The following is a 25867-nucleotide window of genomic DNA, read 5'->3' as shown; positions in this document are numbered from 1 at the left end:
TTCACTTGGTAATTGACCACAGCCACTTGTCCCACATGACTTGCTGGCCATCTTTGTAAATAGGTGAACCGTCTTCCTTGCGGAACGCCGGCACCTTGATCTTGCGCAGGCGCTTGACCGATACGCGGTCGCCAACGCGGCAACCACACTCGCTGATCGCTTCCTTCAGGCCCTCGCCCTGCAATACCTGTTCGCCCCCTCTCGTCTCGAGGCGAAGGGCAAACGACCGATAGCTCCGAGATTTGCCTGGTCGACGGTCGGCGAAGGTTTCTTCGCCCCAGCCGTTAATCCGGCCTTCGACCGGAGCGGAACGGCCCGTTTCGGCATCGCTACCTCGACGTGAAGAACGGAACCCACCCGATTCACCCACAGACGTCTGGCGACCGACTTCGCGCTCAACGTCGGCTGGCGTTTCCGCACCCTCCGACGTGCGTGCCGATCGAGCTTCCGAATCTGCGGTTGGTGATGCGATACCCATAGCGCCAGTGGCCGGTACGCTTGTGCGGCGGATCGCCGTCGCGATCGCGTCCTTCAGCGGGGCCGGGTGCTGCTGCAACATCGCCCAGTGCGGCGCGAGCGCCGGAAGGATCTTCGTGCCGAACATCGTGTCGCCAGGTGCGTCATCGAATGCCGGTACGAACTCGACGACACAGTCGCCCTCGTCGACGAACAGATGGACGATTCCCGCGATTGTCACGAGCGCCTCATTTTCGGCGCCAGTGCCAACAGGCTTCGCGCTGCCGCATGCTGACGAAGGCTGCTCGACCGTCGACGCCGATGCCCGCGGACTGCCGGGGAAGGCCTGAGCGAGCACGCGCGTGAAGAACATGGCTACGCCGCCCATTGCGCCTCCAGCGACAGTTGACCGCTACACCAGCGGTCGAGTCGGTTGAAGTCATAGTTGAGCAACGGAACGTCGCGGATCGCGTCCTGCATCGCGCGCGGTCGGACACGGCCGAGTGCGCAGACGAACGAGTACGGAATCGCCCCCGTCCAAAGCTCCATGATCCAGCCGAGCGTCGCGTAGTAATCGACCTTGTCCACCGGTCGGTTGCACAGCCGTTGATGGAGCATTTCGGCGCAGTCGATCAACGCCTCGGGGACGTTGTCGCTATGCCGGCTGTCGAGGGCGAAGAAAACCACGGCCTCGGCGAGCTTTTCCCGCACGTGCGGCTCCCAGCGATCGGGATCCGGCAAAGGATCGGGTTTGGGTCGAGTGATGAGAATCGGCGAATCACCGCCGAACATGTCGAGCTGCCATCCAGCTACTTGCGGTTTCATGAGCGTGCTCCGGATATCAACCGGGCACCTCATTCCCCTTACCGGGAACGTGGTTCCCGGTGGGAGATGGGGGCGCCTGCGCGAATTGCTTCGCGCGGGCGGACAGGGGCGACTTACTTCGTGCCCGTTTTCAGGTGTTGGGCATTCGTCCGGTTCGACGAAGCCTTGATGGGGATGACAACAGCGGATTTCGCATACTGACGTTGCGAGACTGCCGGTGCCTGAGCTTCGGCTTTCGCCGTCGTGACAGGGCCGCTCTTCGCGTGCCGCGGACTTTCGTCAACATCGTGGCGATCCGCGGTGTCACGATCCGACTGACGCGGGGCACCCTTCGCACTGCTCTTGAAGTGGTGAACTGCAGCAATAGCCATAAAAACGAAAACGATGATCGAGTGCGCGGCGATATAGGCCGCCAAGCACAGAGCGAGGAGCTTGACAGGCGATTTGAACGCACCGCTGAACAGGGACTTCAACATGTTTCTCTCCAGAGAAAATCGAACAAGGGGATGTCCGGACAACGCCCGGTGGTTTCGATGCTCGAAACGAGCAAGGAAATCGGCGCGAAGCGCTTTCGTCCGCGACCTCGTTGGTCAGCGCACGAAATCACTCAGGGCCGATTGCAGGGAAGGCGCGGGCAAGCCGCGAAACGGCAGAGCCGGTTGGCTCAGGTAGGTCGATGCGTCGGAAACGCGTGATAGAGGTAGGGTAAGCCGCACCAATGCGCGGCGCACGCGGAATGCTCGGCAATCGCGTACAGCTTTGGCTGCATTGTCCGAACGCAACCAGTTGTGGGGCAAAACCGAGAATGCTCCAGAAAATCGTATAGCTTTCTCCGGAACTTGACTTCGAAAAATCCGAGACAAACTGGACGCGTCACTTCATCAACCGAGGCGCATCCCAATGTTCTGGATTCTCATCCTTGTAGCTGGTGTCTGGGCACTGGCCAAGCACTACGCGAAGGCCCGTCCCCGTCGCCAATCGACTCCTCCGGTTACCCGCAGCCAGGCATCGGGCGATGCTGGCGAGGCGCGCGTGCTCGGCGAGTTGCGCCGCATCCTGTCACAACTCTGCGGCAATGACTTCTACGTCCACCCCACGGCGCTGTTGTTGCTACACGCGCCTGGCACCGAGTTCCCGACCGCCGAAGTCGACCATCTCGTCGTCACGCCGTTTGGCATCTTCGTGATCGAGACCAAGAACTGGGCCGGCGCCATCGCGCCTGGCAGCAGCGCCGATACGGTCGTGTGCCACCTGCCGAGCGGCAAGCTCGAGGAGCGTCGCTCGCCGATCAGCCAAAACCGGGCGAAGGTTGCCTTCCTCCGCGGCACGTTGCCTTCCGTCTGGAACGTCCAGGGCCTCGGCGTCTTCGCGAACGACAACTGCTCGCTCTCCCCCGACCTCCCGCTTGCCCTCCTCACCCTGCGCGATCTGGGCTACTGGTTGCGTACCCAACGGGATCGACACGCGAAGTCGGGAAATCCGAACATCAACGTGCAGGCTGCGTGGGGCGTCGTGCGCCGCCTGAGCGTGGACGACCCGACCGGATCGGCGCTATCGGCTCACCGCCATAAAGTTGCCGGAGATTCATCCGTAAACAACTGACCACACCCTTACATTTTCTAACAAACTGAAACAATCCGTTTCATTTTGTCGGCGTGCGCGATTTGGCGAAAGACACATTGTTTCGTGCAGCTTTCGCCCCTTGGCGCCGAAAAGCGCCGCGTAAGCTGGTGCAGGCCGCCAGGTCTCATTTTCGTCGGACGGGCGTCACCCGATCCGGCAATCCGCCGAACCCGTGCCAGGGAAGGCCCATCCTCTACTGGAGAGCGCTTTGTCCAAAAAGCCGTCGAAGAAACCCGAAGACAACGAGAACTTCAACCCTACCGTTCCCGACAATGCCACGTCGGCGGACGGCGATCTCGAATTGAAAGCCACCTTCGCCCATGTGCCGGACCAGATTGAACTCACCACCGCCGCCCGCGAGATGTTCACCGGTCTGCCGGACAGTCTGATTAGAACAATCATTCAGGAAAGTGAGGAAGTCGCCCACTCCACTCGCAAGATCCTGCAGGAGCACATGCGGATCGGGGGCAATTTTGCCCACATCCATGCATCCGTCATCGGCCATTTCGTCAGTACCCAAGGCGACAACCAGAAGGTCAGGAACCGAGCCGCCGAGCTCGTCTACTCCTTCCTCACCAAGGTTTTCCAGAAGTCGAAGTCGTCGGTCAGCCTGTACATCCGTGTCTACAACAAGTTCTCGAGCAACATCGGCGCGGTCGAGATGTTGACGTACAGCGATATGTCTCTGCTGGTGCACAACCACATTGGCGACGACATCATCGAGAAGGTCATCGAAGCGAAGCGTGATGACCCGACGCTCACGAAGAGCGAAGTCAAACAGCTCATCGCGACGCTGGAAGACCAGATCGCCGGAAAGGACAACAGCATCGAGGAGGCAACTTCGCAGCTGCATGCCACCATCGGCCGGCTGGACGACGCTCAGAAAGAGATCGACCGCCTGTCGGCCGAACTCAGCAACGTTCGGCAGGAGCAATCGCGCGAGAAAGCGAGGGCCCAAGAGACGCAGGTTTCCCTCGCGTCGACCGGCAAACAGGTCAGCACGCTACAACAGACGCTCGCCAACAAAGAGCGCGAGGTCGAGCAGCTCACCGCCGATATCGTCAGGCTCAAGGCGAACCCGGTGAAGACTGAAGTGCCGGTGCCGACCCTGCCCGAGTCCTACACGAGCCTCCAAGAAGCAGTTAAGGACAAGCTCGCCGAACACGAGGCCATCGACCTTCAGCTTCAACAAGCCAAGGCGGAATTGTCTGACCTCGAGGCACGTGCGAAGGAGCAGCGCGCAGCGATCGAAGCGAGCGAGGTGCTCGAAAAGAAGATCCGCGGCCTGATCGATACCTTCAGCTCATTCGTGCAGGACTATCACAGCGCGCAGCTGCTTGCGACAGCAGACGGAAACCCGGCCCGCTTCAAGCCGCTGTTCCAGGCGTTCAGTGACCTGATCGGCAAGTTCCACGGTGAGGTGACGGCGGCCGTACGCGCCTGATTTTGCCCGGGCCACGCTTTATTGTTGTGCAGTAGAAGAGAGACTCAGAAAAATGGACAAGAAAAACTCGCGCGAGACCTACCGTTCGATCGAGCGACTGTACGTACCCAACTGGTTGGCCGAGCGCATCCAGGTGACAAACTTCGACCTCGTCGATCAAATGAAGTGGCTGCTCGAAATGAATGGGGATTTCAACGACATTCTCGCCGTCGAGCGCAAAGAGATCGACCACGTCAAACATAACGAAGAGTCGCTGCGCAACCTCCTGCGCACGCCGTTCCTGATGGTCGCGCCAACCCTCGAGTCGGTCGAGGACTGGCGCTGCTTCGTCGACGACACACCCACAACCGTCGCGGTCGACCAGCTGATTCGCAAGCTTCCGCCGCTGGACGCGCTCGCGAAGTTCTCGGTCGAACAGCACAACCGCGTCTTCCTCGACCTGGTCACGAGCGTCATTCACCTCAGCGTACTGGCCGCTCCGCTTCTCGGGGTGACGACCGAAGTGGTCGCCTACCTCGCGTCTGTGCCGACCTACAAGCTGCGTATCGCACTCGGTCGCATGAACGGATTGCCGCTGTTTCGCTGGCGCTTCAACACGCCGACGTTCTGGTATCAGTTCACCGCCAGCGATCTGACCGACGAGATGGTGGCGCACCAGATCATGGCGACGTCGCCGATCAGGATGAACAGCGCGCCCGGCAAGGCCGGCTGGAGCGAACTGCGCTTGCCGCGCGAGAAGAACGAGACGTACGCACATGCCCTGATGGCATATGGTTGCCGCGCGTCGACGGCCGCCAGCCTGTTTCGCCTGAATCAAAACGCGATGCGCCAACGGTATGTCGAGATGCACGGCACCAGCTCACCATGCGGCAACACGCCCAACTCGCTCAACTGGTTTGTCGAGACGCCGACCAATCGCCTGCACGGCACGATCTTCACCTGGCTGTACCGCGCTGCGCTCGCATCCGGCGCCAACGCACCGCAAGCGCTGATCGCAACCAACGACGTCTACCAGCAGATCTTCGGCGGGCAGCACGCGATCTCCGTCGACCGCGGCTGCAACCTGACGCGGGCGATGGCAGCCGACAACCGGCTCACGATCGCACCGTGCCGGACCTGCCGTACGGAATACATCGTCAGCAACAACGATACCAAGATTGAGATGCACCATAGCTTCGACTGCCCGGCCTGCACCGGGCAGCTTGGCGCGAAGCGGCGGAGCACGAAGGCGAGGTTGCGCAATGGCGACTAACGACGAACGCGTGGCACCGCATGCCCTTCCGGAACTACCGGCGAGCCTGATTGTGATTAACGGCGATCGCCGACCGCAGTTCGCTTGGTATGACGCCGAGACCGAGCAGTACTACTCCGAGGCAGACGGCCGGGTCATCGTCGACGTCCGAGCCGCGCTGCCGTGGGCAGCAGCCTACGTTCACTAGAGGGCACATGGACGACCTCGCCTACCTGGTCGCAGAAAGCAACGCCGCCTGGCTCGACGGCCGCGGCGACGGCCGATTCGAGCGATATGAACGGTTCTATCATGCGCAGCGGGAAACAAGAGCGGAGTCGTTCGAACTCGAGCAGGTCAACGAAGCCTATCCCGATTGGGTTGGCAGTCAGCCGCCGCAGGTACTTGGAATGCTGGCCAGGCCTTGGTTCGGCAAGGTGTTGGTCGCACTCACCTGCATGTACGTCGGTGCGGCAGCCGTCCCTGCCATGTCTTCGGCCATTCCGTACAAATCGACCGTATTGCTGGGCGTGGCCTTCATCGGGCTGCGCGTGTTCCACTGGAAGCGACGCAAATCCAGATGACCTTCAGACCTTGCCCCCCGCCCGATGGCGGGATTTTTTTGCCGATTCACCATTAAGTCTGACGAAATCGAACCGTAATCTAGAATTGGCGGTTTTTGGCTCGCCCAAGCCATTTCAAAAAATGGGCCGCCGGCCGCGCGAACTTGACTTCGCCGCCGGGTCGGTAGGATGAAATTAAGGGTTCGCAGGGTGCGCGCCCAAGAACAAGACGAGGACTCCAAGCAATGAAGAAGCTTACGACCATCAGCCTTTCCGCACTTGCAGCGGCATCGCTGCTCGCGCTCGCAGCCTGCGGTGGCGGAGGTGGCGATAGTGGCAGCACGAACACGGGATCGAACGGGAACAACCCGTCCAACCCTGGCACCCCGTCGACGACGGTCCCCGGCACGGTCGATAGCGCTCAATACCCGGCCGGCAGCGCCCAACTGGCCGCACTGAACCTGCTGAATCAGTACCGCACACAATGCGGGTTCCCGGCACTCAAGCAGAACACCGTGCTGGATCAAGCAGCGCAGAATCATGCGAAGTACATGGGTCTCAATGGTGCTGTAACCGATACGGAAGTGTCGACGAATCAGGGATTTACTGGTGCAACGTATGTCGACCGTGCTGCAGCCGCTAAATTTCCTGCAGGAGCCATCGGTCTCGGTGTAAGCGTCGGTGTCGCAACGGGTACTGGCAGTTTCAGCGACACGCAGTACGGTCAGCAAGCAGTCTACTCGCTCGTTGGCGGCGTATATCACTCTGACGTCGCAACGTTCCCGATCGACACTGTTGGCATCGGTGAGTACCAGACGCAAGCCAGCAGCGGTACCTATCAGTTCACGAGCTCTTGGCTGTCCATGAGCCTCTTGAACATCGCGAGCAAAAGTGCCTCGAACGCACCTGCAACCTTCCCGTGCGACGGTGTGACGGGCGTACCATACAAGGAAACCAGTGAAATCCCGATGCCGCCGAACGTATCGAACACTGGATGGGGAACCCCGATTAGCGTAATGGGCAACCTTTCCGACGTGATCATCCTGCAATCTGCATCGATTACCGGGCCGTCGGGCGCCGTCGCTGTCCAGGTACTCAATTCCGACACTGATCCGAACAAGCTGCTCGGTAAGTATCAGGCCGTTGCCTATCCGACTTCGCCGTTGCAGCCGAACACTGCGTATAGCGTGACGATCAACGGGACGGCGAACGGCACCGCGTTCTCACGGAACTTTAGCTTTACGACTGGTAACGTCGTCGGCTGATTATTCAAGCCGACAGAGTATAAAAGCGCCCAAGCTGGGCGCTTTTTTTATCCGCCTTGATATCCGGAAATCGGGGTTGCGTAGAATTGGTAGATCGTCCCGTCGTCTATTCGGACGGCGCAAAAAAATTCGTAATCCGTCCCTTGGTAGTCGCCATTTACGTAGTATGGCCCGCTACCCCAGTGGCCGCCCACCATTGTCACCACGCCAGTCCCAAACTGGTATTGTCTGAAATCTCCCGCCTGAAACGTGACCTTGAACCTACCGCCCGAATATGTCCAGACCGCCGCGTTGCAGATACTCGCCCAATCACGCGTAGAAGGATCTTGCGCGGGCGCCGTGCAAACTGGCGCGGTCCAGTATGTACCGGTCCACGTCGCGGGACTCGCCGTACCCCAACCACTCGGACAACCCGGGGGAGGGGCGGCGTAATTGCACTGCGGTTCAGACCATCTCGACCCTTGCCAAACGGACGCTGATACGGTTGTCCAGCCAGCGCTGGTTTGGCACTGTGGCTGCGGGATCGCGCCGTTACGCAACGGAGCCGCGCACGTCGAATCCTGATAGCCCGGTGTGCACGGGATCGGCGCGCATGCCTGCCGCATGCCGATGTACGCACCAGTCCGGTCGTAGAACGGGTACGAGCGAAGACCGAAACCCGGCTGGCAAGATCCGTCCGCAAATGCGCTGCCAGCAGCGACCGACAGCATCGCTGCCACTACCCACCTGATCCAGCTTTTCACTCACCTCTCCCTCAATACGAACAATAGGTTTCGACAACGGCGGTACCGCTGATGCCGTTACCGTTGCCGTCAGTAATGAACACGGTCCACGGGCCGCCGCCCGATGCCGACACGTTGACCGTCGCCGTCGGATTCACGTAGAAGCTCACCGGACTGAAGACGATCTGCGGCGTCCCTCCCGTCGCACAGTTCGGCGCAGGAACGCCCCAACCGTTCTGAACCATGAAGTAGCCGTGCCGTAGGGCCGGCCCACCGACCGGCAGCCATGCGTGGTCTTGACACGACAGCAGCTGACCGCGCCCATCGCTGTTTTGTGCGACCGCCCCGTTCTCTGGGCACCACGCGCGCGGCGCCGCGATCGCACCTGGTGTAATCGATTGGGTCACATGCAGTTGTCCGGTGACCGTGCTGTCCCCTGTCGAGATCGGGGCCGGCGCCGTGCCCGCGGCATTCTGGACAACAAGAGTTCCGGGCGTCCGAACGGCGTTGCTCACCGCAACGTTGGATGCGGCCAACGTAGGCGCCGCGATCGTTCCGGTCGCGTCGATATTGCCCACGTTATGCAGATCGACACCGTTGACGTCCTGACTCCCTGTCCATTTCAGCGACCCGTCGCGCCGGATGAACACCGAGTTGCCATCCGTCGTCGGGCCGTTCGTCGCCATCACTACAGCGGCCGGCGCGCCAGGAACCGGATTCGTCGCCTTCCACGCGCCATTCAACCCGTTGACCGTCGCCGGATTCTGGGTTGTCGAAACCCCAAAACCCGTTCCGGCTGCCTGCGCGACGAGACCCGCGCCGGCGACGTCGGGTTGACCGAGCCTGGTCACCGGTTTCGACGGATAGAAGACGTAGCTCACCTTGCACGACGCCGTGCCGGTCGCACAGTCGTCCGGGCCGACGCTCATTTGGATCATGTACGTCCCGCCCCAAAACGGCCCGGCCGCGTAGTCCGCCTTCAGATATTCGCCGGCACGCAGTTCGGCGAACGTCGGTGGTGTGACGGGCGTGGACTTTCCCCCGACCATCTGCCCCACCAACGTGCCGTACTTGTCCGTCACCCAGTTCGACAACGCGGCATTAATGACCGCCAGATTCTGCCCTTCGAGGCTCAGCACGTCGTGCCGGCGCTTCTCGACGTCGCGCTGGATGCCTTGGACCGTCATTAGCGCAGCAGCGACCAGCACGATCACGGCTTCTACAATGCTGAGCATCGAAGATCCTTAGTTATCCTTGGTCGCGTACATGACGATGCTCGCCGTCGCACCTGCCGACGCGCATGCTGTTGCCGCAGTTCCCGAACTGAAGTCCGTCGACGGTCCCTTAATCGTCGTGTTGTTCACTTTGACTTGCGTATAAGTCCGCGAAACCGCTTCGGCCGAAAGCGTGCAGACCGATGTCGGAACCGGATAGGTCAGCGCAACCGCGTCGTTCGTCGCGGTCACCGTAGCGGGTGCCGCCGTGACGGAACCCCCGAAGATTCCCGTCAGCGTTCCGGTCGTTTTGTTAAGACGGCGGCCCGCCGTGTTAAATGCCAAGCCCTGCGTGAGCGACAGCATCGATACACCTGAGTAGTCGATTTCACCCGCAGTCGCATCCTGAATACCACTCCGGAAGTACTGAGCCTCGCTCTTGAATTCCGATGCATGGATGCGATCCATAACGTATGGTCGCCCCATATAAACAAGAAGTGCGATAAGCGCCCCTGCAGCCATTACGCCCGCGGCCTCAACCAGCGACAGCTCCCCTTTTTGCTTGCGACGACTTTTTCCGGTGAAGTATCGGCGCTTTGTCGCCAGTGGCTTCTTGATCGGTTTCATGCGATGACTCCAGTTAGTTTTGATTGGCAGAAATAGAGGACCCGTCGAATGCGACAGCGCCCGTCGCAAAGTACGATCCCACCCCGAAAACGATGAACATCAGAACTGCCCCGCCGAGGAGCAGGTAGTGGGTAACCTTCGCGTTGCGGCGCACGGCTTCGACTACACGCGCGAGAGAATTCTGACCAAGATCCTTGATCGACTCGACGAACTGGTCTCGCGCGGCCGCATCGGTCAGGATGTCGATCGTCATTTCCGAGAAGATCCCGGTGTCGAGCGCATGCATCGACTTGTCGGGATTCGCCGTCAGTCGTGCACTCATCTGCCGGAGATGCCAACGCATCCACGGGTCCGCCGACCTCGTGAGCTTGTCCAGCGCGGCGCGCAGCGTCAGCCCAGAGTCGAATAGGCCGGCCAATGAAACGATCAACAAGGCGGCCCGAAGATCGCGTCGATTGCGCCACATGAGCGGCATCGCATCGACTCGGTTTCTAAGTTCACCCGTCCAACGCTTCAGCGTTTGGAAATAGCCGAGAACTAACCCCGCGACGACAGAGCTTGTCAGCCACCAGTATTCGGCGCAGAACGTATCAAAGGCGTAGATGAACCTCCCGAACGCGGACCACTTTTCGAGCGGCAGCACGTCCAGCGTCGCCGGCAGGATTTCCGAGCCGAACAGCACGCAGAACGCGTAGAGATAGACAATCAGGAAGGCGGGATAGGCCATCTGCATCGATGTCGTCGCGGACAGCACACCTTTTGCGTGCGCCGCCATTTCCGCGAGTTCGAGACCGCGAATCGCAGCATCGTCGCGCGGCGATTGGCCTGCCAGTTCAAGCAGTACAAATTCGTCGTTGGGGATGAACGACTTGATCGCGGTCGCGAAATCGTCGCCGGCGCGCATCCGTTGCGCGATCTTCTGGAACACGGGCCATGAAAGGTTCTTGCGCGAGCGATTCCGAGTCTCGAGTGTCGTCAGTCGCTCGAGCAGCGTTTCACTGTTGCGCAAACCCTTCTTGGCAACATCGAGACGCGTTTCGCGATAGAACATTTCGCGCATCGCGCGGAACCGCCAGGTCGCGACGCGCAGTCGCTCCTTCGCCGGGAACATCATGAAAACCGAGTAGACGAGCGACTTGATCACGACGGAATCACCCCATCAGAATCCGGCGCCACGCGGTATGCGTCAAACGCGCACATCGACTCGTCGATGAACCGCGGATCGATGAGCCCACGCGACGCCTTGTACAGCGCGTGCTCGTAGACGGTCTTGCCCGTCATGTCGGCATCGGCGAAGTCGGTCTTCCGGCTGCTGCGCCACACTTGCTCAGCGCCCCGCCAATCGCGCGCGGACACGCGCTCGAGAAAATCGGGTGTCGGTCGATACAGCTCCATCGCCAGCGTCTGCCCCTTGATGCCGGCGGCTACCTTGCCCGCACGCGTGAACAGACCCGGGCGGCGGCAATGCTCGCACCCGTCCTCGTCCCGGCAGGCCATGGTTGACGCGTCCAGGCCGAACTTGCGCTCCAGCGTCGCGATCTGTTCCGGCGACAGCACGTCGCGCGCCGGCCGCTTGCAATGTGGGCAAAGAATCGGGATCAGCTTCTGGTTGCCGACCGCGTTCAGAAAGCTGCCGGACGCCACTTCATCCATCGGCAGCTTCAGTCGGCCACCGACCAGTCGCATCACCGCACCGAGAATGCTGTTGCCGTGCAGCGTCGCGCGGACCGGGTGGCCGGTCAGCGAGAGCTCTGCAACCAGGCCGGCCAACACCGAGTCGCGCACCTCGCCGATCGTGAGGTCGTCGGGGTCCATTCGCATCAGCGTGCGGATCACCTCGACGATCTTGCGGTTCGCATCGTCTTCGGTCTCGCCCGGCCGGCGCTGAATCGAAATATCGGAAAGCCACGGCGCCGGTACCTCGGACGGCTCGTTGACCGCGAACTGTTTGATGCGATCGCGATTCGGCACGAGGTACGACATCGCGCGCAGGAGGGTAGTCTTCGCAGATCCCGTTTCCCCCGTCAGGAACGTAGCGCCGCCCGTCACCTTGCCGAGACTCTCGAGGATCTCCAGCTGGCTCGCCTCCAGTCCCATCTCGTGCGGGAGCAGCACCTTCACGTGCTTGAAGTTGCCATCGAGCAAACGCAGCGCGACATCGAACCCACCAACAAGGGGAGCGCTCTGCCACCGGATATTGACGAGATCCATATGCGCTACGAGCGGGATCATCGCGGACTGCGGAGCCGTGGGCTGGAACGTTTCGCCCGAGTTCGTGTTGCGTTGGACGAGGTCCTGATAAGCCGCCGACAGCGCGCGGCGCACGAGCGCCTTCGGCATTTTTCGGTACGAGTACAGGTCGCCGTCGACACGCAAACGCAGCTCGACGTCGTCGGCAAACTCCCGATACTCCCAGTGCACGTCGCCGGCCCCGTACGCTTTTGCTGCTTCGATTACGTCACGGAACGCCCCGATAGCGCGGGACGACTCCGGTACGGTTGTCGACGCGCGCTGCTTCTCCTTGCCGTAGAGCGCAGCAATGACGTCCTCGTCCGCGACCATCTCTTCATGCACGGAAATGTCCGCGCGCGCGAGATCCTTCAGATAGGCCGCGTACAACTGGCTTTCGTGGAATCGCTGCGTCGACACCACGATCGAGATACCCGCCTGCAGCTCGACGGCGATGAATTCGCGACGCGCCGATTCGGTCACGGCAAGCGCCGCGTTTTCCTCGCGTTGGCACAACACGCGCTTGAAGGTCAGTGATTCGGCATGCACCAGCCGCGGTCGCCCCGTCTCGATCGAAACATCCGGTGCCTCGGTCACATCCATTCCGATCCGTCGCGCCGTCGGAGGTTCGTCGTAATCGGCCGGCCGGCGCGAAGTGGTTTCACCTTCCTGCGCAGCGCCCGCAGCGGGTGGTTCGGTCGACTCCGTCACGCGCGCTGACGCATGCACTGGGTCAGCCGCCCGCTCGGCGCTCGTGCCCCCTTCGGGTTGCGGTGAAGACACCGTATCCGCCCGCACTTCGACAGTCGAGCCGCCCGTGTCGGAGTCAGCAGCCATGCGTGGGCCGTCCGCTTCCATATTTGCGGAGCCGCGAGACAGCGAGACGTCTTTGTCGTCGCCGCGATGCGAACCGATTACCTCGTCGATGACTGCAACATCCTCAATTTCTTCCTGCGCGCGACGCAGCATCATGCCCATCGTCATCGGCTGACCCTGGCTCGCTTGCCGAGGGTTCACCGGCTTGCTCGACGACTTGAAGCGCGGCTCCCGCACACCATTCGGTTCGGCCGCCACCACGGCATCGCCACCGTCGATCGGCTCCCGACCAACGATCGGCATCGACGACGACGAGCTATCGGTAAAGCCCGCCGTAAACGCCTTGAGCCTGCCGAGCAGACCGCGCTTCGCCGGTTCCAGCGGCTCCATTTCCGCGAAGAGGCTCATTGCGCACCTCCGAGCGGAATACCCGGCAGCGGCGCACCGGTAGGCAACGGCGAACCCAGATCCACGAGCGAACGGATCGCGTTCGTCGCCGGCGACTGTATTGGCGCGGCGCCGCGAATCGGCTCCTTCCATGTGCGCTTGCCTTCGGCCACCGTCACCGCATAGCCGTCTACGCTCTTGACGCTCCAACCGTTGAGCAGCGTCGCGCCAACTCGCGCCGGGTAGATCGCGTCGCGGAAGGAATACAGGACGTGTGCACCGGTCTCGTCGTTGAACGCGCCGAGGAAAGCAACAGGTTCGGCATGCGCGCGCGGCATACGAAGCGGCTTCTCGACCGGCTTCGGCGGCGTCTCGGCCGCGACGCCGCTCGCGGCGATGCCCGGCTGCGGCTGCGACATGGCGCCAGGCGGCAACATACCGGGGCCGGTCGCGCCCCCGCCCAAGCTTCGGATGACGCTCGCGCGGGCCAGTTGATCGATGTCGTCGATCGAAAGCTTGGCGCCGACGGGATCGGCATGCGCGGACACGGCGATACCGACGCCCGCCGCGATGAGTGCGTGCTTAATTAAAGACATAGTATTTGCCCTTCACGGTGAAGTGGACGCCATACGGCGAATCACCCGTTTCCTTGTTGGTGGTTGCTGGTGCGCCCTCATTGAGGCGCAGCTCGACCTTCAAGGATTCGAGCGCCATGTTGGGCGGCAGCTTCGCGAGCAGCGGCGACTGCCAGCGGAACCCTTCGATCGTCCAGTCGCCCTGTTTGAGCAGGCGGCCGCCATGCGCCCCCTCGCCCGCGCCCGGCGTCGCAATGAGAGGCCGCGCTTCGCCGAGGTTGACGACGTAGCCGTAGGCACGAAGGTCGAGGGGTTGGACCGACATCCGCTGCGGCGGCGTCTGCAGCATGTCGATGAAGGCTTGCTCGGCCGGCCAGCTTTTCGATTCGCTCTCCATCAGGGAAGCTGCTTTTGGAATGGCGGGTCCGCGCGAGGTCAGCGTGCGCCCGTCACGCGCGAAACTCAGTGGACGCATGTCCGCTGTCGCGGCCTGCTCGAACCCCTCGAAGGTCCCCCCGTTCCGGCGGAACGTCATCGTGCAGAACCCCGACGATGGACAGTTCGCCTCCTGGAACAGCCAACCCTTGATCACCGTTTCCTTGCCACCGATGGCAGCAAGCAACGCCGGCGCCAGCTCGGACGCTCGCGGCTGCATACGTGCGAACACGTCGCGAACAGCAACCGCGTACTGTTCAGCGAAGGTAGGTGCCCGCGGAGGCGGCGGCGGTGGCGACAGCATGTCCACCACCTTGGGCACGCCGAAGAATGCGCCCACCACGGTGACGAGCACCGGGATGGCGGTCGGCAACGAAATGGGCGGTCGGCGGAGGAGCCCGACCTTCCGGTTCGCGAGCAGCTCGCTCGCTTGAAACGGCTCGTCGACGTCCCCGATCCGGTCACCCGTACCGAGCGTATCGAGCGAAAGGTTGCTCTTCAGGCACTCTTGCTCAATCTCAAGACGACGCGACTGCGCCATCTCGGGCGTCAGCACCTCATCGCTACGGACCGCGCCGCGCACCACGAAAACCATGTAGACGCGCAAACCGTCCTGCAAGAGCACGAGGGCGGCGGCCCGATTCTTGATCCGCTCATGCAACGCGACGCGAGCCGCGCCCGAATACAGGCGTGCGCCTTTGATTTCCGACATGTCCGGCTCGGCGAACCCGCCGATCAGCTCGGTCCCGACCTTGAACTCGACGAAGTGGGTCGCGTTGAACACGTCGGTATAGCGGCGGCGCTCGGCACTGCTCCCCTTCACCGGGTAGGCCCGCCAGTCGATGCCGAACACCAGGCGTGCGCGCTTGTCGGTCGGCAGAGGTTCCGTGATGTGCATCATGGCCATCACATCGACGGAACGACCGTCGCCTTCAGCATGATCACCTGGAACGTCTTCGACTTGTTCCAGCTTCCGGTGAGGCCGGCAATTCCGGTATTCGTCGTGCTGTCAGCCTGATCCGTGATCGCGCCATACAGCACGACCGTCTGGCCGTCCGACAGCGCGATCGTCTGGTCATCCTTCGTGCCAACCGTATGCGCCAGCTGGATCTGTTGCTGCGTTTGGCCAGAGCCAGCTCCTGCGCTTGTGAACGGCCCGTTGAGCTTCGAGCTGTCCGCCCAGTACGCGAGCACGATCTGGTTATGATCATTGACAGCCGGCAGCACATTTACGAAGTCGCCGGTCGTGATGGTGCCCGGCGTCAGTCCCGGCACACCGCCAGAGGATGCCGTCAGCGAGCCCGACGACGACGTCGTCGACCGGAGGTAGTCATCGCTCTTGAACGACGCGATCGAGACCGGCAACCCGTTGAGGGTCATCTTGGTCATCGTGTTGTCCTGCACCGTGCGGCCGTACTGGTTCAGCGCGTTCACAACCGCGTTCGTGCCGGAGAACGGCGCGTCCGGGCGCAGCACCGACACGCCTACCGCGCCACCGCCCGTCGCAAGCGACGTGGGCGACGTGAAGCTGATCGCGTAGCGCGCGAAGCCAGCGTGCATCGCATTGAACACGACGTCGGCATTCATGCCGGCCTGACTGCCCTTGTTCAACGCAATTTGGAGTGTCCGGACCGTAATCGCCACCTGACGCGTGGAGATCGCATTCTCGTGCTTGAGCAGCTTGCCGATGTTGTCCGCGGCTTCCTTGGTGTCGTACACCATCACCAGCCGGCTTTGCGGGTTCACGCTCACCCGGCCCATCGGCGATTTCAGCTTGTCGATTTCCGCCGTGATCGCCGCGATTTGGTCGAAATCGCCTTCGCGGCCGGTCGACGTCTGGGCGGAGAACGAACCGGTGTTGCCACCGGAGCTACCGCCACCGCCGCTGCCGGACTGATTGCCCGTCGACGTGTCCATCCCCTTGCTCATCGTCGACTTGATCGACACCTTGCCCGGGATCGCGGCGATCTGGTACATGCGGGTGACGAACCGATTCACGTTGATCGTGCTGCCGTCGAACGACCAGTCGAGCCCCAGGTCGGTCGTCATGTTCCGCATGTACATGCCGGTCTTGCCGGAGAACGCCTGCCGGTAGACCGGCTCTTCGGTTCGCGCGGCGTTGTTCTGCCCTTTCGACTCCGTTTGGCCGGGCACCAGCGAGTCGCGCGGCACAAATACGTCCGGGCTCAGGTGCACCGGATAGCCGGTCGCCGTCGAAATGAGCGTGGCGATCTGCTTGATGCCGAGGTTCGCTGGCAGCGTGACCGTCTTGTCGCGGAACACGGCAGGCAGCGTCGCCTCGTACGCGAGCGGCACCAGCCGATCGCCGAGGAACGCGGTGGGCACGTCCTCGACGAGCGCCATCGGCGCCGGCCCCTTACCAAGCGCGTCGGAGATCGCGCGGTGCGCAGCGTCGTAACTGTCGTTGACGTCCTGCTGCGTGACGGCGCAGCCTGCGGCCATCAGCGCGCCTGCGATCGCGACGACGGATTTCAAAAGGTGAACACGCATGGTTCTCAATCCTGGCAATTGCCCGCGCGTGCGATCACGCGGATGACGTTGTTCGTGTGGCGGCACGCGCGCGTCGGCGTGCGCATGTGGTTCGTCGCCTTCATCACCTGCTGCAGCACCGACGTGAAATCGCCGGTAAAGGAGGCGTTGAACTCCAGCGGGAGGTCGTCATCGATCTTCCAGGCGAGCTGCCAGCCTTGCTGCTGCAGCCAGCGGTCGAGCGCGTCGCGCAGATTCACGTCGGCCGGCGTCACCGAGAAGGTCAGCGTGCCGGTCGCGGCTGGCGCACCCGCGCCCGGCAACACGACAGCAGCGACGTCGGTGGACGGGGCCGCTGTCGTGCTCGCCGGCGCGGGCGCCGGCGCCGGTAGCAGTTGCCCCGGCTTCGGGCTCTCTGCAGCCGTCGGCTGCGCCTTCGGCGCCGACGCAAGCACCTGCCAGCCGTCGGCGTCGATGGATTTCGCAGTGGGATCGGCCGCAGCGTGTGCCGCGAGATGCAACACGGCCAGCCCCGCCGCAACGAGTGCGCGAACCCGCGCCTGATTCGAATGTGTCTTCTGCATGGTTACCGGCCCTGTTGCATAAAGCGGCGATAGATCGCGCTGGCGTAGACGAGCTGCTTGGACGGCGTCACCGCGTTGTAGGCGCCGACCGCCTTCCAGTTCGGTCCGAAGCGGCGCACGTTCGACGCGAGGATCCACGCACCGACGTAGGCGCTGACGCAGCCGTTGAAGAGATGCTCACGACGGATGCCGTAGCGCGCCAACGTGGGTAGCCACGACGTGTTGATCTGCATGAGGCCGATGTCCTCGCTGCCGTTCGTGTTCCTGTTCACGGCGTTCGGGCGCATCCCAGACTCGTGCTGCGCGATCACGCGCAGCAGCCGCGGATTCACGCGATGGAAGGCCGCCGCGTCGTCAAGGCAATCTGCACGACTCGGCAGCGCAGTGAATGCCAGCACGGCGGCGACGATAGGCGTGATACGCATCACGACGTCGGCCCTCCGCTCGCCTGCAGCGTGGCGTCCGGCACTTCGCGGTAGACCACTTCCTTGCGGCGCTTGACGTGGATCGTGTTGCCGTCGGCCATCACCGTGAACAGGCCGGAGGTGCCTTCAAACATGAAGTAGCGACCCTTCTGTTCGCCGATGCCCAGGTTCCGCGCATCCGTCACACTCACCCGAACGACCGAGTCCGCAAACTTGAAATACGTCCGGCCCTCCCGATCGAACACGGCGTCGAGCTTTGCCGGGTTCGGCTGATCGAAGTCGTAGACCGTCTTCGCGTCTCGCATTACCTCCACGCGGTTCGTCTTGTCAGCAACCACGAACCGCTCTGCCCGGTCGATCGTCAGTACGTTCTTCGCGTCGTCCCAGCTCGTACGCAGCACCTTCCCGTCAGGCGTCTTGAATGTGACGGTCTTGGCGGGCTTCGACGTGAAGCGAATCTGCATGTGCGTGTCGTCGCCGTCCCGGATTGCCTGCGCGCCGAAGCGTTCAGCCAAGATCGATACCGGCGGCGCTTCAGCCGCGACCCGTGCAACCACTCGGTTCAACCCCGCCTCGTCGGCATCGCGGCTCGACGACGCGTAGTTCAACGCAGCGGATTTCGGCGCGTCTCGATGCAAGCGCACGTGGCGCGCGGTGAAATCGACGTCCGCGTACAGCCCGGTTTGCGTCATCAAACGATCGAGCGCCTGCATCCAGTTTTCGCCGTCGCGCGTGCCGAACTGCTCGAGCGTCGTCAGGTCGACGTCCTTCTGAGCCGATCCGGTCCAGCCTTGTGGGACGAGCGCCTTGACGAAGCCGCCGACTGTCATCGACGCGCGAAGTGCACGGACAGGTTCGAGTGCCGGACGTGCGCCGATCATCACCAAGCGGTTGGTGAAGCCATCGAATCCGGCCGGTTGGTCGTCCTTCATCGCGGCCAGCGCACCGGAGCCGCCAATGAACGTGTTCGCCTTCTTCCAGCGTGCCGTGGCCGAATGTGCGCCGACCTTGTATGTGATCGATGACGGTGTGCCCTCGACAACCACATACGGGCCTTCGGTGTGGCCGCCGTCGGCAACGATGACCTGGCCGGCACGCGGCTGGATGTAGGTCTTTTCGCCATCGTTGAAGATAAGCGCCGGCCGTTCGGAAATACCGCCGAGGATGTCGTAGTCGAAATCGAAAGGATCGGTGTTTGCCGCCGACGCGGCTGCGCACACGATCGCCGACGCGGCGCACGCCAGAAACTTGATCGTGTGCTTCACAGGCCTGCCTCGATCATGGAAAGGTGTTGGGCGAACCGTGCGAGGTACGCGCGCCCGGGATTGGGGTTCGCGCTGTGGTAGTACGCGACAGCCTTCGCAACCGAGTCGGTGCGTGCGAAGTTCTCAGTGAGGATCGCCTCGGCGACCGCGACGTTTGTGGAGGGTGCGAGCGCGTCCCACGCCGACGAAAAGCGTTTGCCGTGGTAGCACCAGTTCACCTGCATCAGGCCGACGTCGAAATCGCAGCGATCGCGCGCGAGCAACGACTCGATCGCCTTATAGGCTTCCTGTCGCGACTTGAAGAAGTAGCCCTGGCCGGCGACGTTGAGCGTCCAGGGCCACGCACGACCGCGGTAGTTCGACTCGTTCAGTGCGATGCCGGCAAGAATCTTCGGATCGACGTTGGTGTGCAGCAATTCGAACGGAACAACCGCGCGCGCGCACGCCCATCCGCCGCGGCGTTCGGCAAGCGCCGCCTGTGCACCATCATCCAGGACGGGCGGCTGTAGCCAGCCACGGTCGATGAACAGATCGTCCAGCGCAACGTCGCGGCCATCGATCGATACCGTGATGCTGGATTCACGCGAGCTGCGCACGGTCTGGTCGATCAGCGGCGAAGCCCAATCGATAAAAGCGTCGAGACCGCAGTAATAGACCGGCTTGCCCGGTAGCATCGCGACACGACGCGTCGCCCCGTCTTGAATGACGACGCTCACCGGGCTGATCACCTGCGCGATCACGGCCGACTGGGCATAGCTGCTTGCCAACGCCATCGCCGCCGCGCATGCCATGCGCTTGATCATCGCGGCCCCCGATACGGTTCGAGCACCATGTCGCGATTGATCTTCATCCTGAAATGCCGCTCGCCCGGTGCCGACGTGATCGTCGGCGGGATGTTCTGGTAACGGTTGAGCACCGACTGGGCCGTTTGTGCCGCGATCTGACCCGCCGTGCTCCCTACTTGGGTGACACCAAGCGGGCCGGAAGTCGTGGTCTGGTCGCCGCTGCTAAAGGCACGGACCAGGATGGCAGTCAGGAACGAAGTCGAGTAGATCTTCAGGAAGTGATTGTTCACGTGACCGCTGAAGCCGGCTGCGCCATTACCGTCCGCACCCTGCGCGCCGTACAGCGGCACGTGCTTGCCATTCGGTAGACGCATTTCTGCACCGGCCACGAGAATCGACTCCTGCCCCGGCTGAATGTCCGAGCTATACGGTGCGACGATCGTGGTGCCCCACGGAATAACCATGCAGCGGCCGTCGCCGTTGTTCGCGTACACGTCGCTCTCGACGATCAGCGACGCGGTGCCGGGGCGATCCGAGTCGAGTGCTTCATTCGAGAGAACGGGAATCTTCGCGGGCGGCGACAGCGTGCAGCCGTGCGACTGCCCGACAAAGCCGGTTCGCGCGAAATCCTTGTCGCCCTCGTTCAACTGCGCAACGTCGCGCATGAACGCGTTGTCACGCTGCTGAGTCGTCAACGGGCCTGCGGCCTGACCACCGCGCGTAGCCACAGCCGCCTGTGCCATCGCTTCTTTCATCGCAGCGTCCTGAGCGGCCGCCTGCTGGAGCAGCATTTGCTGCGGCGAGATCACGCCGTTCGGCAGTTGCGGCTGCTGCGGTTGGGCGTCCTTCACCTTCACGCCCGGACGGAAGATCGGCGACACGTAAATAGTGTCTTCGTCGTTCGCAGCTTTTAACTGCGCCGTGCCAGCGCTCGGCATCACGGCATCAGCCGACAGCGTCGGCTTCTTCGCGTTTGCAGCTGCCGCAGCGCTCGCTGCGGCAGCCGCTTCCGCTGCCCGGCGACGGGCTTCAGCCTGCTGCCCTTCGATGATCTTGTCGACGTCGGCCTTGTTTGCGTTGCTCTTGTCGACCGCTTCGGCCGCTCGTTCGCGTTTGGCCTTCAGCGCTTCGGCCTCGGCCTTGTTGGCTTCGAGCGTCTGCGTGTAGAAACCCAGCGCGCCGATAGCAAGGGCCGCGATCGCGCCGATGGCAATCATGACGTTGCGCGGCACCTTGCCCTTGAACAAGGCTTTCTCTTCCGGGCTGGTCGGATCGGTCTGTTTCGCCATACCGTCCTCAGAACCCGAACAGACCGCGACGGCCACGTGTGATCGTCACTTCCTCGCCCGGTCGCGTGAGCTTCACCTCGTCGGCCAGTCGCTGGATGACGATGTATGGCCCACGGCGAATAAAGTTCGGGCTGACGATGTCGCCGCCGTCCTTGATCGTCGGCACGGCAAACGGCGTGCGCGGTGGCATCCGAATCCAGATGAACGTGCCATCGTCGAAGACCATCTCGGGTTTGAGTGAACTCGTACCGGACACCGTGTACTCGAAGTTCAGCTTGTCAGGCGACACGCCAATCGGCCCGGAATCCGATTTAGAGCCGTGGTCAGCGTCCTGGTTGTCGCCCGTAGCGTTACCGCGCGCGCGTACCTTCGCCATCAGCGAGTTCGGGTAGTTGAAACGCACGTTCTGGTAAAACAGGCCGCCCAACGGCGACGAGACAAGCGTGAGCTCGTACTCGCGCTTGTTCGTACTCAGGTGCAACGTGTTGACGAGGCCCGGCTTGGTCGGCTTCACGTAGACGTGATTTGCGCCATCGGTGTCGAGCACCCACTGCACCGAGTCGCCCATCGCGGGCTCGCTGATCACGGTCTCTCCGCGCTCGAGCTCGATCGTCGTGAGCTTCAACGGCGCAGTCATGACCCGGAAGATCTTGTCGCGGCTGTACGAAAACACGACCATGCGCGCATCGCCAGGCATCGTGATCGGGTCGGCGCCGGAGTTGTACGGGTTCACCGGGCTCATCGCGTCACCGATGATGCTGCCGACGTCGAAATTCGGGATCGGGGCGATCGTATTCGCGGTGTTCTTCGTGGCGAAAGCATTGGCCGACGCTGCGATCAACGCGAGCGCGCCCCAGATCAGGAGGGAACGTGTTCGTTTCATGCGCCGGTTTTTTGCAGAGTGAAGAACGGGTAGTAGAGGCCGTACGGATTTGTGCCCAGCACGTCTTCCGCAGTCGGGGGGATGATCTGGTAGCGCATCGTCAACGCGAATCGGATGTCGACAGGTTTGTCTGCGGGCGATTGCCGCGTCGAGGTCGTGAATTCGACGACGACCGTCGAGTCCTCGAGCAAGGACACGTTCGTGACTTTCGTCTCACGCACCAGCTTCGGGTTAGTGGTGATCTGGTCGAACGGCTTGTCGTCGCTGATCCACGCCGCGAACTGGTTCTTCGCGTTGCCGACCATCTTGGCCTTAACCGCGTTGATGTTCTTGGCGAGACGCGACGTACGGATATCGTCGGTAAGAACCGGCTCGATCGTGAACCAATGCTCGACGTCCTGTTTGATCGCCGTGCGCTTCGCCTGGTCGTCCGGGTTATATGCAGCCAGCTGCTTGACCAACGGATTGCCACCGGCGTCCGACGAGACGCCATACGACCGGACGACGGACGGCGGCGGCTGACGTGTATAGACGGCACCGCCCGCGATGATCGCGAGGATGAAGCAGAAGGTCTTCCAATGATTGGCTTCAACGCGCAGACGCGTCCCCTGATCGAAGACGATCGTTTCGGGATCGTTGTTCGAGTAGTGGCCGGGCGCCGGAGACAGGGCGACCTGCTTCTTGTTACGGGGAAAGAGTCGGGGGAATCGCATCACGGAGTTCCAATTGGGACGGATCAATTGGAACAGCCGAGGTGACAACGGCACGTGGGAAAAGAGCCGTCATTTCAGGGACCTTTTCGCGACAAGGAAATGAGCACAAGCAACAACCGCGAGCACTCAACCGGTTGCAGCGGGTTAAGGAGAAAGCTGCCCGAAATGGGCGAGCTTTCCGGTCTTGCGATTGCGTCTAGAACGATAGAATCAGGGAGTCGATCGTTGCACGCGTTGCACGCAGTACGACGGTCGTCACGCGAGTGACATTACTCCGATATGTTTCGAAAAAACAATGATTTGGGAGTGATCGTTATTCGAGGCATACCGGCGCCCCCCCTCAACCGGTTGCGCGGCATTTTTCAGAAATGACAACAATCAGTGGCTAACGATCATCCACTTCTATGACCTGTTCCAATTCGTGCAAGAGTCCATCCATTGAGAAAGCCGACATCCATCGAGACCGCTTGACCGCAATTGAACAACATGTCGATCTTCGTCGGGTCGATTCGCCCCCGGTAGTGTTGGGCCGTTTTTATCGTGAGCAGCTTGATCGCAAGCTTTGGCCCAGTCAGGCACAACTGGCCATAGACCTCAATGTATCGAAGGCTAGCGTCACACGATCGATTCAAGCATCTCGGCTTCCGCCCGAAATAATAGAGTCGTTTGGCGGCACGGATCATGTCTCGTTTCGCGCAGCGGAAATCGCTACGAAATTGATCCGCGAGCTCGGCAGCGATATTGTCGTACGAAGAGCATTAACGGTGCCGAGGGGGACCACTTCGCCAACCGTAAAATTGATCCTATGTACTGGCGTTGCTCAAGCCGATGGTGGGCTCGCACTAAGGTTGTCGCCAGGGGCAAGCGGTCGACACATTCGGATCGACTCGCCGCAGATACAACGTGTGATTCCTCACCTTTCTATGTTGGAAGATCTAGTCAACGCACTCCTTCCGGCATTGCTTGGACGTTCCAGCTGAGCACGTAGGTTCAGTTGGCGGTGGTTCAGTTCACAACGCGTATTCTTGCGTTCGCCCTATGGGTGACAGATTCCGACCCAGCCGCCGTATAGGTGACATTTTCCGACCTCGATGTAGCCACTCTGGGTGGACGGACGTAGTTGATCCCAGGACTCATTCTGACGGTGACGTTTTCCGACCCGAGTGGGATGTTTATCTATGACAAATTCCGACCTGCTTGTGGCTCCCAAAATGTGACAAATCCCGACCCACTCAAAGGTCCTGAACAGTGACAAATTCCGACCCAGGTCCCGTCGCGTGGAAAGTGACGTTTTCCGACCTAACGTGCTATGAAAATGGTCACGGATTCCGACCCATATCGCGGGCCTGATGGTGACAAATTCCGACCTATATCGCGGATCTAACGGTGACAAATTCCGACCCAAGTACCAATGCGCCGGTGACATATTCCGACCTATAACGTGCGTCTGACGCGCGGCAAATCTGGTTCCCACATTGTGCTTGCCCTTGCTTGGAGCAAAGGTGACATTTCCCGACCCAGGCGCGTAGGCGGTCACGTCATCCCAAGTAGATTCGATGAAAAGTGAGTGAGTACTTAGTGTCTTTCGGGCATTGAGGTCGGAAAGCGTCACCTTTTGGGGTTCGTGCGCCTCCTTTTTGCCATCCGGTTAGACGTTACCTAAGGTTATACGGACGGTCCGGGTCGAAAAATGTCACTTTTCAGCCATCGTGGCGGCAAGCCGCGAAGGGTTTTGGGGTGGTTTGGTTGCATCAGAGGAACTTTCTATCGGTTCTCTTTGTAAGACAGTTTATAGAACCGTTTGTAAAACCTTTTGTAAACGCTTTGTCACCGGCCGGAGAGGCTTGCTGGTTAAGGGTCTCCGGCCGGTCACAGTGAAACAACTGTGACGTATACCGACCTTGATGTGACACAATCCGACCCTAAGTGGACACAGAGCGGGCCAGGAGTGACAAATTTCGACCGTTATCCACAACGGTGACTTGCACCCTGCAGATGTCACCTTATAATTGCGACACCTCCCGCTGAAGGTCACTTTTGTGAACAAAAAGGCAAAGAATCGGCTCGAGCCTGCCCAAGTCGAGATTGTTGAGATCGAACCGCTCCAGATCGAGCCGTCGGACGAGCCGCCTCTGGACGGGGATGGCCGAGTAAGGGGCACTGTTGCCATGAGCCGCGCTCTGGTGAATGCTCAACAAGGGCTGACTCTCAACGAGAAGCGGGTGATGATGGCCGCGCTCCGATGTATAGATAGCAAGAAATCACCGTATTTGCATAGCAAGGGTAACGGTTACGTGAGCGTACGTGTTCGAGCGGACGAGTTTGCTGCCCTTGCTGCGCTTGCTCCTAGGTCTGGCGAGAAGCAAGCGACGGCTGCGTACGAGGGACTGAAGGAGGGATGTGCCAGCCTTCAGAAGCGACAGTTGACCTATATGGATGGCCCGAAGAAGGTCGTCCTGAACTGGGTATGGAAAGCGGTATATCACGAGCGCGAAGGATGGGCCGAGGTTTCATTTTCCCCCGATCTGACACCACATATCTTCATGTTGCAAAGGCGGTTTGTTTCGTATCAACTTGAGTTTGCACGGGGGCTGCAGTCGCTCTATTCTTGGCGCCTGCTTGAACTGCTGATGCGAGAGCGCGACCGTGGACGGCTCCTGATCACTCTGGAAGACTTCCGGCATGTGCTTGAGATCCCGGCAACATACCGCTTTGCAGACATCAAGCGTCGAGTAATTGAGACTGCAGTGAACGAACTAAACGCGAAGGCAGATCTCGTCATTTCCTGGACGCCGGTGAAGCTCGGTCGCGCCGTGAATTCGCTCGATTTCCAGTTTATCCAGAATCCGCAGAGCCGGCTGGCGTTGGACGGCGACGTGGCCTTTGCGGAAGCGAGTGGCGCGACGACTGCCGCGGGCTGAATTGCAAGGGTTCACTGGATCGCTCAAGCGTAAGCGTGGAGCCGATACCGTGTTGACGGCGTGAGTTACCGGTTTCCCCAACGATTGGAAGCCATGCGTAGCA

Annotated in this window: 24 protein-coding genes; 7 read left to right on the top strand and 17 right to left on the bottom strand. The window is 61.3% G+C overall.

Translation table 11 applies throughout. From position 1 onward, the window contains the following. Nucleotide 1: 1 nt before the first annotated feature. The 3 genes from WS49_RS25590 to WS49_RS25580 all read right to left on the bottom strand — a co-directional run bounded on the left by WS49_RS25590 (nt 2) and on the right by WS49_RS25580 (nt 1757). Nucleotides 2–844 (bottom strand): hypothetical protein, encoded by an 843-nt coding sequence (locus WS49_RS25590; protein ID WP_059534559.1) that lies wholly within the window; start codon nt 842–844, stop codon nt 2–4. After that, nucleotides 832–1281, bottom strand: a complete 450-nt coding sequence (locus WS49_RS25585) for a hypothetical protein (protein ID WP_059534557.1) — start codon at nt 1279–1281, stop codon at nt 832–834. Before WS49_RS25585 ends, WS49_RS25590 begins: the two co-directional genes overlap by 13 nt. Before the next feature lie 113 nt (nt 1282–1394). Further along, the gene (locus tag WS49_RS25580; protein ID WP_059534555.1) at nt 1395–1757 is read right to left on the bottom strand and encodes a hypothetical protein; all 363 of its coding nucleotides are present in this window, start codon (nt 1755–1757) and stop codon (nt 1395–1397) included. A 424-nt stretch (nt 1758–2181) separates the two neighbouring features. On the opposite strand from WS49_RS25580, the gene WS49_RS25575 reads away from it, so the two are divergent. The 6 genes from WS49_RS25575 (at nt 2182) to WS49_RS25550 (ending at nt 7404) form a co-directional block, all read left to right on the top strand. Continuing rightward, nucleotides 2182–2883: a nuclease-related domain-containing protein gene (locus WS49_RS25575; RefSeq protein ID WP_059534553.1), complete on the top strand. Its 702-nt coding sequence runs from the start codon at nt 2182–2184 to the stop codon at nt 2881–2883. A 229-nt stretch (nt 2884–3112) separates the two neighbouring features. Further along, entirely contained in the window at nt 3113–4348 is a 1236-nt protein-coding gene (locus WS49_RS25570; protein WP_059534551.1) for a hypothetical protein, read from the top strand. Between the two features lie 52 nt (nt 4349–4400). Then, on the top strand, nt 4401–5600 hold the full coding sequence (locus WS49_RS25565) for a FlhC family transcriptional regulator (protein WP_059534549.1): 1200 nt from the start codon (nt 4401–4403) through the stop codon (nt 5598–5600). Then, nucleotides 5590–5787 carry a hypothetical protein gene (locus WS49_RS25560; RefSeq protein WP_059534547.1) on the top strand — a complete coding sequence of 66 codons (198 nt, stop codon included), beginning with the start codon at nt 5590–5592 and terminating at the stop codon, nt 5785–5787. Before WS49_RS25565 ends, WS49_RS25560 begins: the two co-directional genes overlap by 11 nt. 7 nt (nt 5788–5794) lie before the next feature. Next, nucleotides 5795–6160, top strand: a complete 366-nt coding sequence (locus WS49_RS25555) for a hypothetical protein (protein WP_059534545.1) — start codon at nt 5795–5797, stop codon at nt 6158–6160. A 224-nt stretch (nt 6161–6384) separates the two neighbouring features. Continuing rightward, nucleotides 6385–7404, top strand: coding sequence for a CAP domain-containing protein (locus WS49_RS25550; RefSeq protein WP_059534543.1), 1020 nt, complete (start codon nt 6385–6387; stop codon nt 7402–7404). A gap of 754 nt (nt 7405–8158) precedes the next feature. Here WS49_RS25550 and WS49_RS25545 read toward each other — a convergent pair. The 14 genes from WS49_RS25545 to WS49_RS25480 are packed head-to-tail and all read right to left on the bottom strand — an operon-like array spanning nt 8159 to nt 22843. Continuing rightward, the gene (locus WS49_RS25545) at nt 8159–9361 is read right to left on the bottom strand and encodes a hypothetical protein (protein WP_059534541.1); all 1203 of its coding nucleotides are present in this window, start codon (nt 9359–9361) and stop codon (nt 8159–8161) included. A gap of 9 nt (nt 9362–9370) precedes the next feature. After that, on the bottom strand, nt 9371–9967 hold the full coding sequence (locus WS49_RS25540; protein ID WP_059534539.1) for a type 4 pilus major pilin: 597 nt from the start codon (nt 9965–9967) through the stop codon (nt 9371–9373). A 13-nt stretch (nt 9968–9980) separates the two neighbouring features. Next, nucleotides 9981–11111, bottom strand: coding sequence for a hypothetical protein (locus WS49_RS25535; protein WP_059534537.1), 1131 nt, complete (start codon nt 11109–11111; stop codon nt 9981–9983). Next, on the bottom strand, nt 11108–13420 hold the full coding sequence (locus WS49_RS25530) for an ATPase, T2SS/T4P/T4SS family (protein WP_059534535.1): 2313 nt from the start codon (nt 13418–13420) through the stop codon (nt 11108–11110). Before WS49_RS25530 ends, WS49_RS25535 begins: the two co-directional genes overlap by 4 nt. Beyond that, nucleotides 13417–13947: a hypothetical protein gene (locus tag WS49_RS25525; RefSeq protein ID WP_244139200.1), complete on the bottom strand. Its 531-nt coding sequence runs from the start codon at nt 13945–13947 to the stop codon at nt 13417–13419. The genes WS49_RS25530 and WS49_RS25525 overlap by 4 nt, the downstream gene beginning before the upstream one ends. Before the next feature lie 34 nt (nt 13948–13981). Then, the gene (locus WS49_RS25520; protein WP_059534765.1) at nt 13982–15310 is read right to left on the bottom strand and encodes a hypothetical protein; all 1329 of its coding nucleotides are present in this window, start codon (nt 15308–15310) and stop codon (nt 13982–13984) included. Nucleotides 15311–15315: 5 nt separating this feature from the next. Next, nucleotides 15316–16920 (bottom strand): hypothetical protein, encoded by a 1605-nt coding sequence (locus WS49_RS25515; RefSeq protein ID WP_059534531.1) that lies wholly within the window; start codon nt 16918–16920, stop codon nt 15316–15318. A gap of 5 nt (nt 16921–16925) precedes the next feature. Further along, a complete protein-coding gene (locus WS49_RS25510; RefSeq protein ID WP_059534529.1) occupies nt 16926–17483 on the bottom strand; it encodes a toxin co-regulated pilus biosynthesis Q family protein in 558 nt (185 codons plus the stop codon). Between the two features lie 2 nt (nt 17484–17485). Continuing rightward, complete coding sequence (locus WS49_RS25505; RefSeq protein WP_175981548.1) at nt 17486–17908, bottom strand: lytic transglycosylase domain-containing protein; 423 nt, start codon at nt 17906–17908, stop codon at nt 17486–17488. After that, nucleotides 17908–19173 carry a hypothetical protein gene (locus WS49_RS25500; RefSeq protein ID WP_059534525.1) on the bottom strand — a complete coding sequence of 422 codons (1266 nt, stop codon included), beginning with the start codon at nt 19171–19173 and terminating at the stop codon, nt 17908–17910. The genes WS49_RS25505 and WS49_RS25500 overlap by 1 nt, the downstream gene beginning before the upstream one ends. Next, the gene (locus WS49_RS25495) at nt 19170–19976 is read right to left on the bottom strand and encodes a transglycosylase SLT domain-containing protein (protein ID WP_059534523.1); all 807 of its coding nucleotides are present in this window, start codon (nt 19974–19976) and stop codon (nt 19170–19172) included. The genes WS49_RS25500 and WS49_RS25495 overlap by 4 nt, the downstream gene beginning before the upstream one ends. Further along, nucleotides 19973–21247 carry a TrbI/VirB10 family protein gene (locus WS49_RS25490; RefSeq protein WP_059534521.1) on the bottom strand — a complete coding sequence of 425 codons (1275 nt, stop codon included), beginning with the start codon at nt 21245–21247 and terminating at the stop codon, nt 19973–19975. Before WS49_RS25490 ends, WS49_RS25495 begins: the two co-directional genes overlap by 4 nt. 7 nt (nt 21248–21254) lie before the next feature. Beyond that, a complete protein-coding gene (locus tag WS49_RS25485; protein WP_059534519.1) occupies nt 21255–22130 on the bottom strand; it encodes a TrbG/VirB9 family P-type conjugative transfer protein in 876 nt (291 codons plus the stop codon). Further along, on the bottom strand, nt 22127–22843 hold the full coding sequence (locus WS49_RS25480; RefSeq protein WP_059534517.1) for a type IV secretion system protein: 717 nt from the start codon (nt 22841–22843) through the stop codon (nt 22127–22129). Before WS49_RS25480 ends, WS49_RS25485 begins: the two co-directional genes overlap by 4 nt. 2039 nt (nt 22844–24882) lie before the next feature. Between WS49_RS25480 and WS49_RS25475 the strand changes: the two genes are divergently transcribed. Further along, complete coding sequence (locus WS49_RS25475) at nt 24883–25764, top strand: replication initiation protein (RefSeq protein WP_059534516.1); 882 nt, start codon at nt 24883–24885, stop codon at nt 25762–25764. Nucleotides 25765–25867: the final 103 nt, after the last annotated feature.

Origin of the sequence: Burkholderia sp. RF7-non_BP4 (assembly GCF_001521935.1) — a bacterium.
GTDB classification, from domain to species: Bacteria; Pseudomonadota; Gammaproteobacteria; order Burkholderiales; family Burkholderiaceae; genus Burkholderia; species Burkholderia diffusa.
This window is presented reverse-complemented; position numbering and strand designations above follow the sequence as displayed.

What these genes read in the sequence shown, in the direction of transcription:
- WS49_RS25590 (WP_059534559.1), bottom strand. Translation starts at nt 844, where the DNA reads ATGGGCGGCGTAGCCATGTTCTTCACGCGCGTGCTCGCTCAGGCCTTC.
- WS49_RS25585 (WP_059534557.1), bottom strand. Translation starts at nt 1,281, where the DNA reads ATGAAACCGCAAGTAGCTGGATGGCAGCTCGACATGTTCGGCGGTGAT.
- WS49_RS25580 (WP_059534555.1), bottom strand. Translation starts at nt 1,757, where the DNA reads ATGTTGAAGTCCCTGTTCAGCGGTGCGTTCAAATCGCCTGTCAAGCTC.
- WS49_RS25575 (WP_059534553.1), top strand. Translation starts at nt 2,182, where the DNA reads ATGTTCTGGATTCTCATCCTTGTAGCTGGTGTCTGGGCACTGGCCAAG.
- WS49_RS25565 (WP_059534549.1), top strand. Translation starts at nt 4,401, where the DNA reads ATGGACAAGAAAAACTCGCGCGAGACCTACCGTTCGATCGAGCGACTG.
- WS49_RS25560 (WP_059534547.1), top strand. Translation starts at nt 5,590, where the DNA reads ATGGCGACTAACGACGAACGCGTGGCACCGCATGCCCTTCCGGAACTA.
- WS49_RS25555 (WP_059534545.1), top strand. Translation starts at nt 5,795, where the DNA reads ATGGACGACCTCGCCTACCTGGTCGCAGAAAGCAACGCCGCCTGGCTC.
- WS49_RS25550 (WP_059534543.1), top strand. Translation starts at nt 6,385, where the DNA reads ATGAAGAAGCTTACGACCATCAGCCTTTCCGCACTTGCAGCGGCATCG.
- WS49_RS25545 (WP_059534541.1), bottom strand. Translation starts at nt 9,361, where the DNA reads ATGCTCAGCATTGTAGAAGCCGTGATCGTGCTGGTCGCTGCTGCGCTA.
- WS49_RS25540 (WP_059534539.1), bottom strand. Translation starts at nt 9,967, where the DNA reads ATGAAACCGATCAAGAAGCCACTGGCGACAAAGCGCCGATACTTCACC.
- WS49_RS25530 (WP_059534535.1), bottom strand. Translation starts at nt 13,420, where the DNA reads ATGAGCCTCTTCGCGGAAATGGAGCCGCTGGAACCGGCGAAGCGCGGT.
- WS49_RS25520 (WP_059534765.1), bottom strand. Translation starts at nt 15,310, where the DNA reads ATGATGCACATCACGGAACCTCTGCCGACCGACAAGCGCGCACGCCTG.
- WS49_RS25515 (WP_059534531.1), bottom strand. Translation starts at nt 16,920, where the DNA reads ATGCGTGTTCACCTTTTGAAATCCGTCGTCGCGATCGCAGGCGCGCTG.
- WS49_RS25510 (WP_059534529.1), bottom strand. Translation starts at nt 17,483, where the DNA reads ATGCAGAAGACACATTCGAATCAGGCGCGGGTTCGCGCACTCGTTGCG.
- WS49_RS25505 (WP_175981548.1), bottom strand. Translation starts at nt 17,908, where the DNA reads ATGCGTATCACGCCTATCGTCGCCGCCGTGCTGGCATTCACTGCGCTG.
- WS49_RS25495 (WP_059534523.1), bottom strand. Translation starts at nt 19,976, where the DNA reads ATGATCAAGCGCATGGCATGCGCGGCGGCGATGGCGTTGGCAAGCAGC.
- WS49_RS25490 (WP_059534521.1), bottom strand. Translation starts at nt 21,247, where the DNA reads ATGGCGAAACAGACCGATCCGACCAGCCCGGAAGAGAAAGCCTTGTTC.
- WS49_RS25485 (WP_059534519.1), bottom strand. Translation starts at nt 22,130, where the DNA reads ATGAAACGAACACGTTCCCTCCTGATCTGGGGCGCGCTCGCGTTGATC.
- WS49_RS25480 (WP_059534517.1), bottom strand. Translation starts at nt 22,843, where the DNA reads ATGCGATTCCCCCGACTCTTTCCCCGTAACAAGAAGCAGGTCGCCCTG.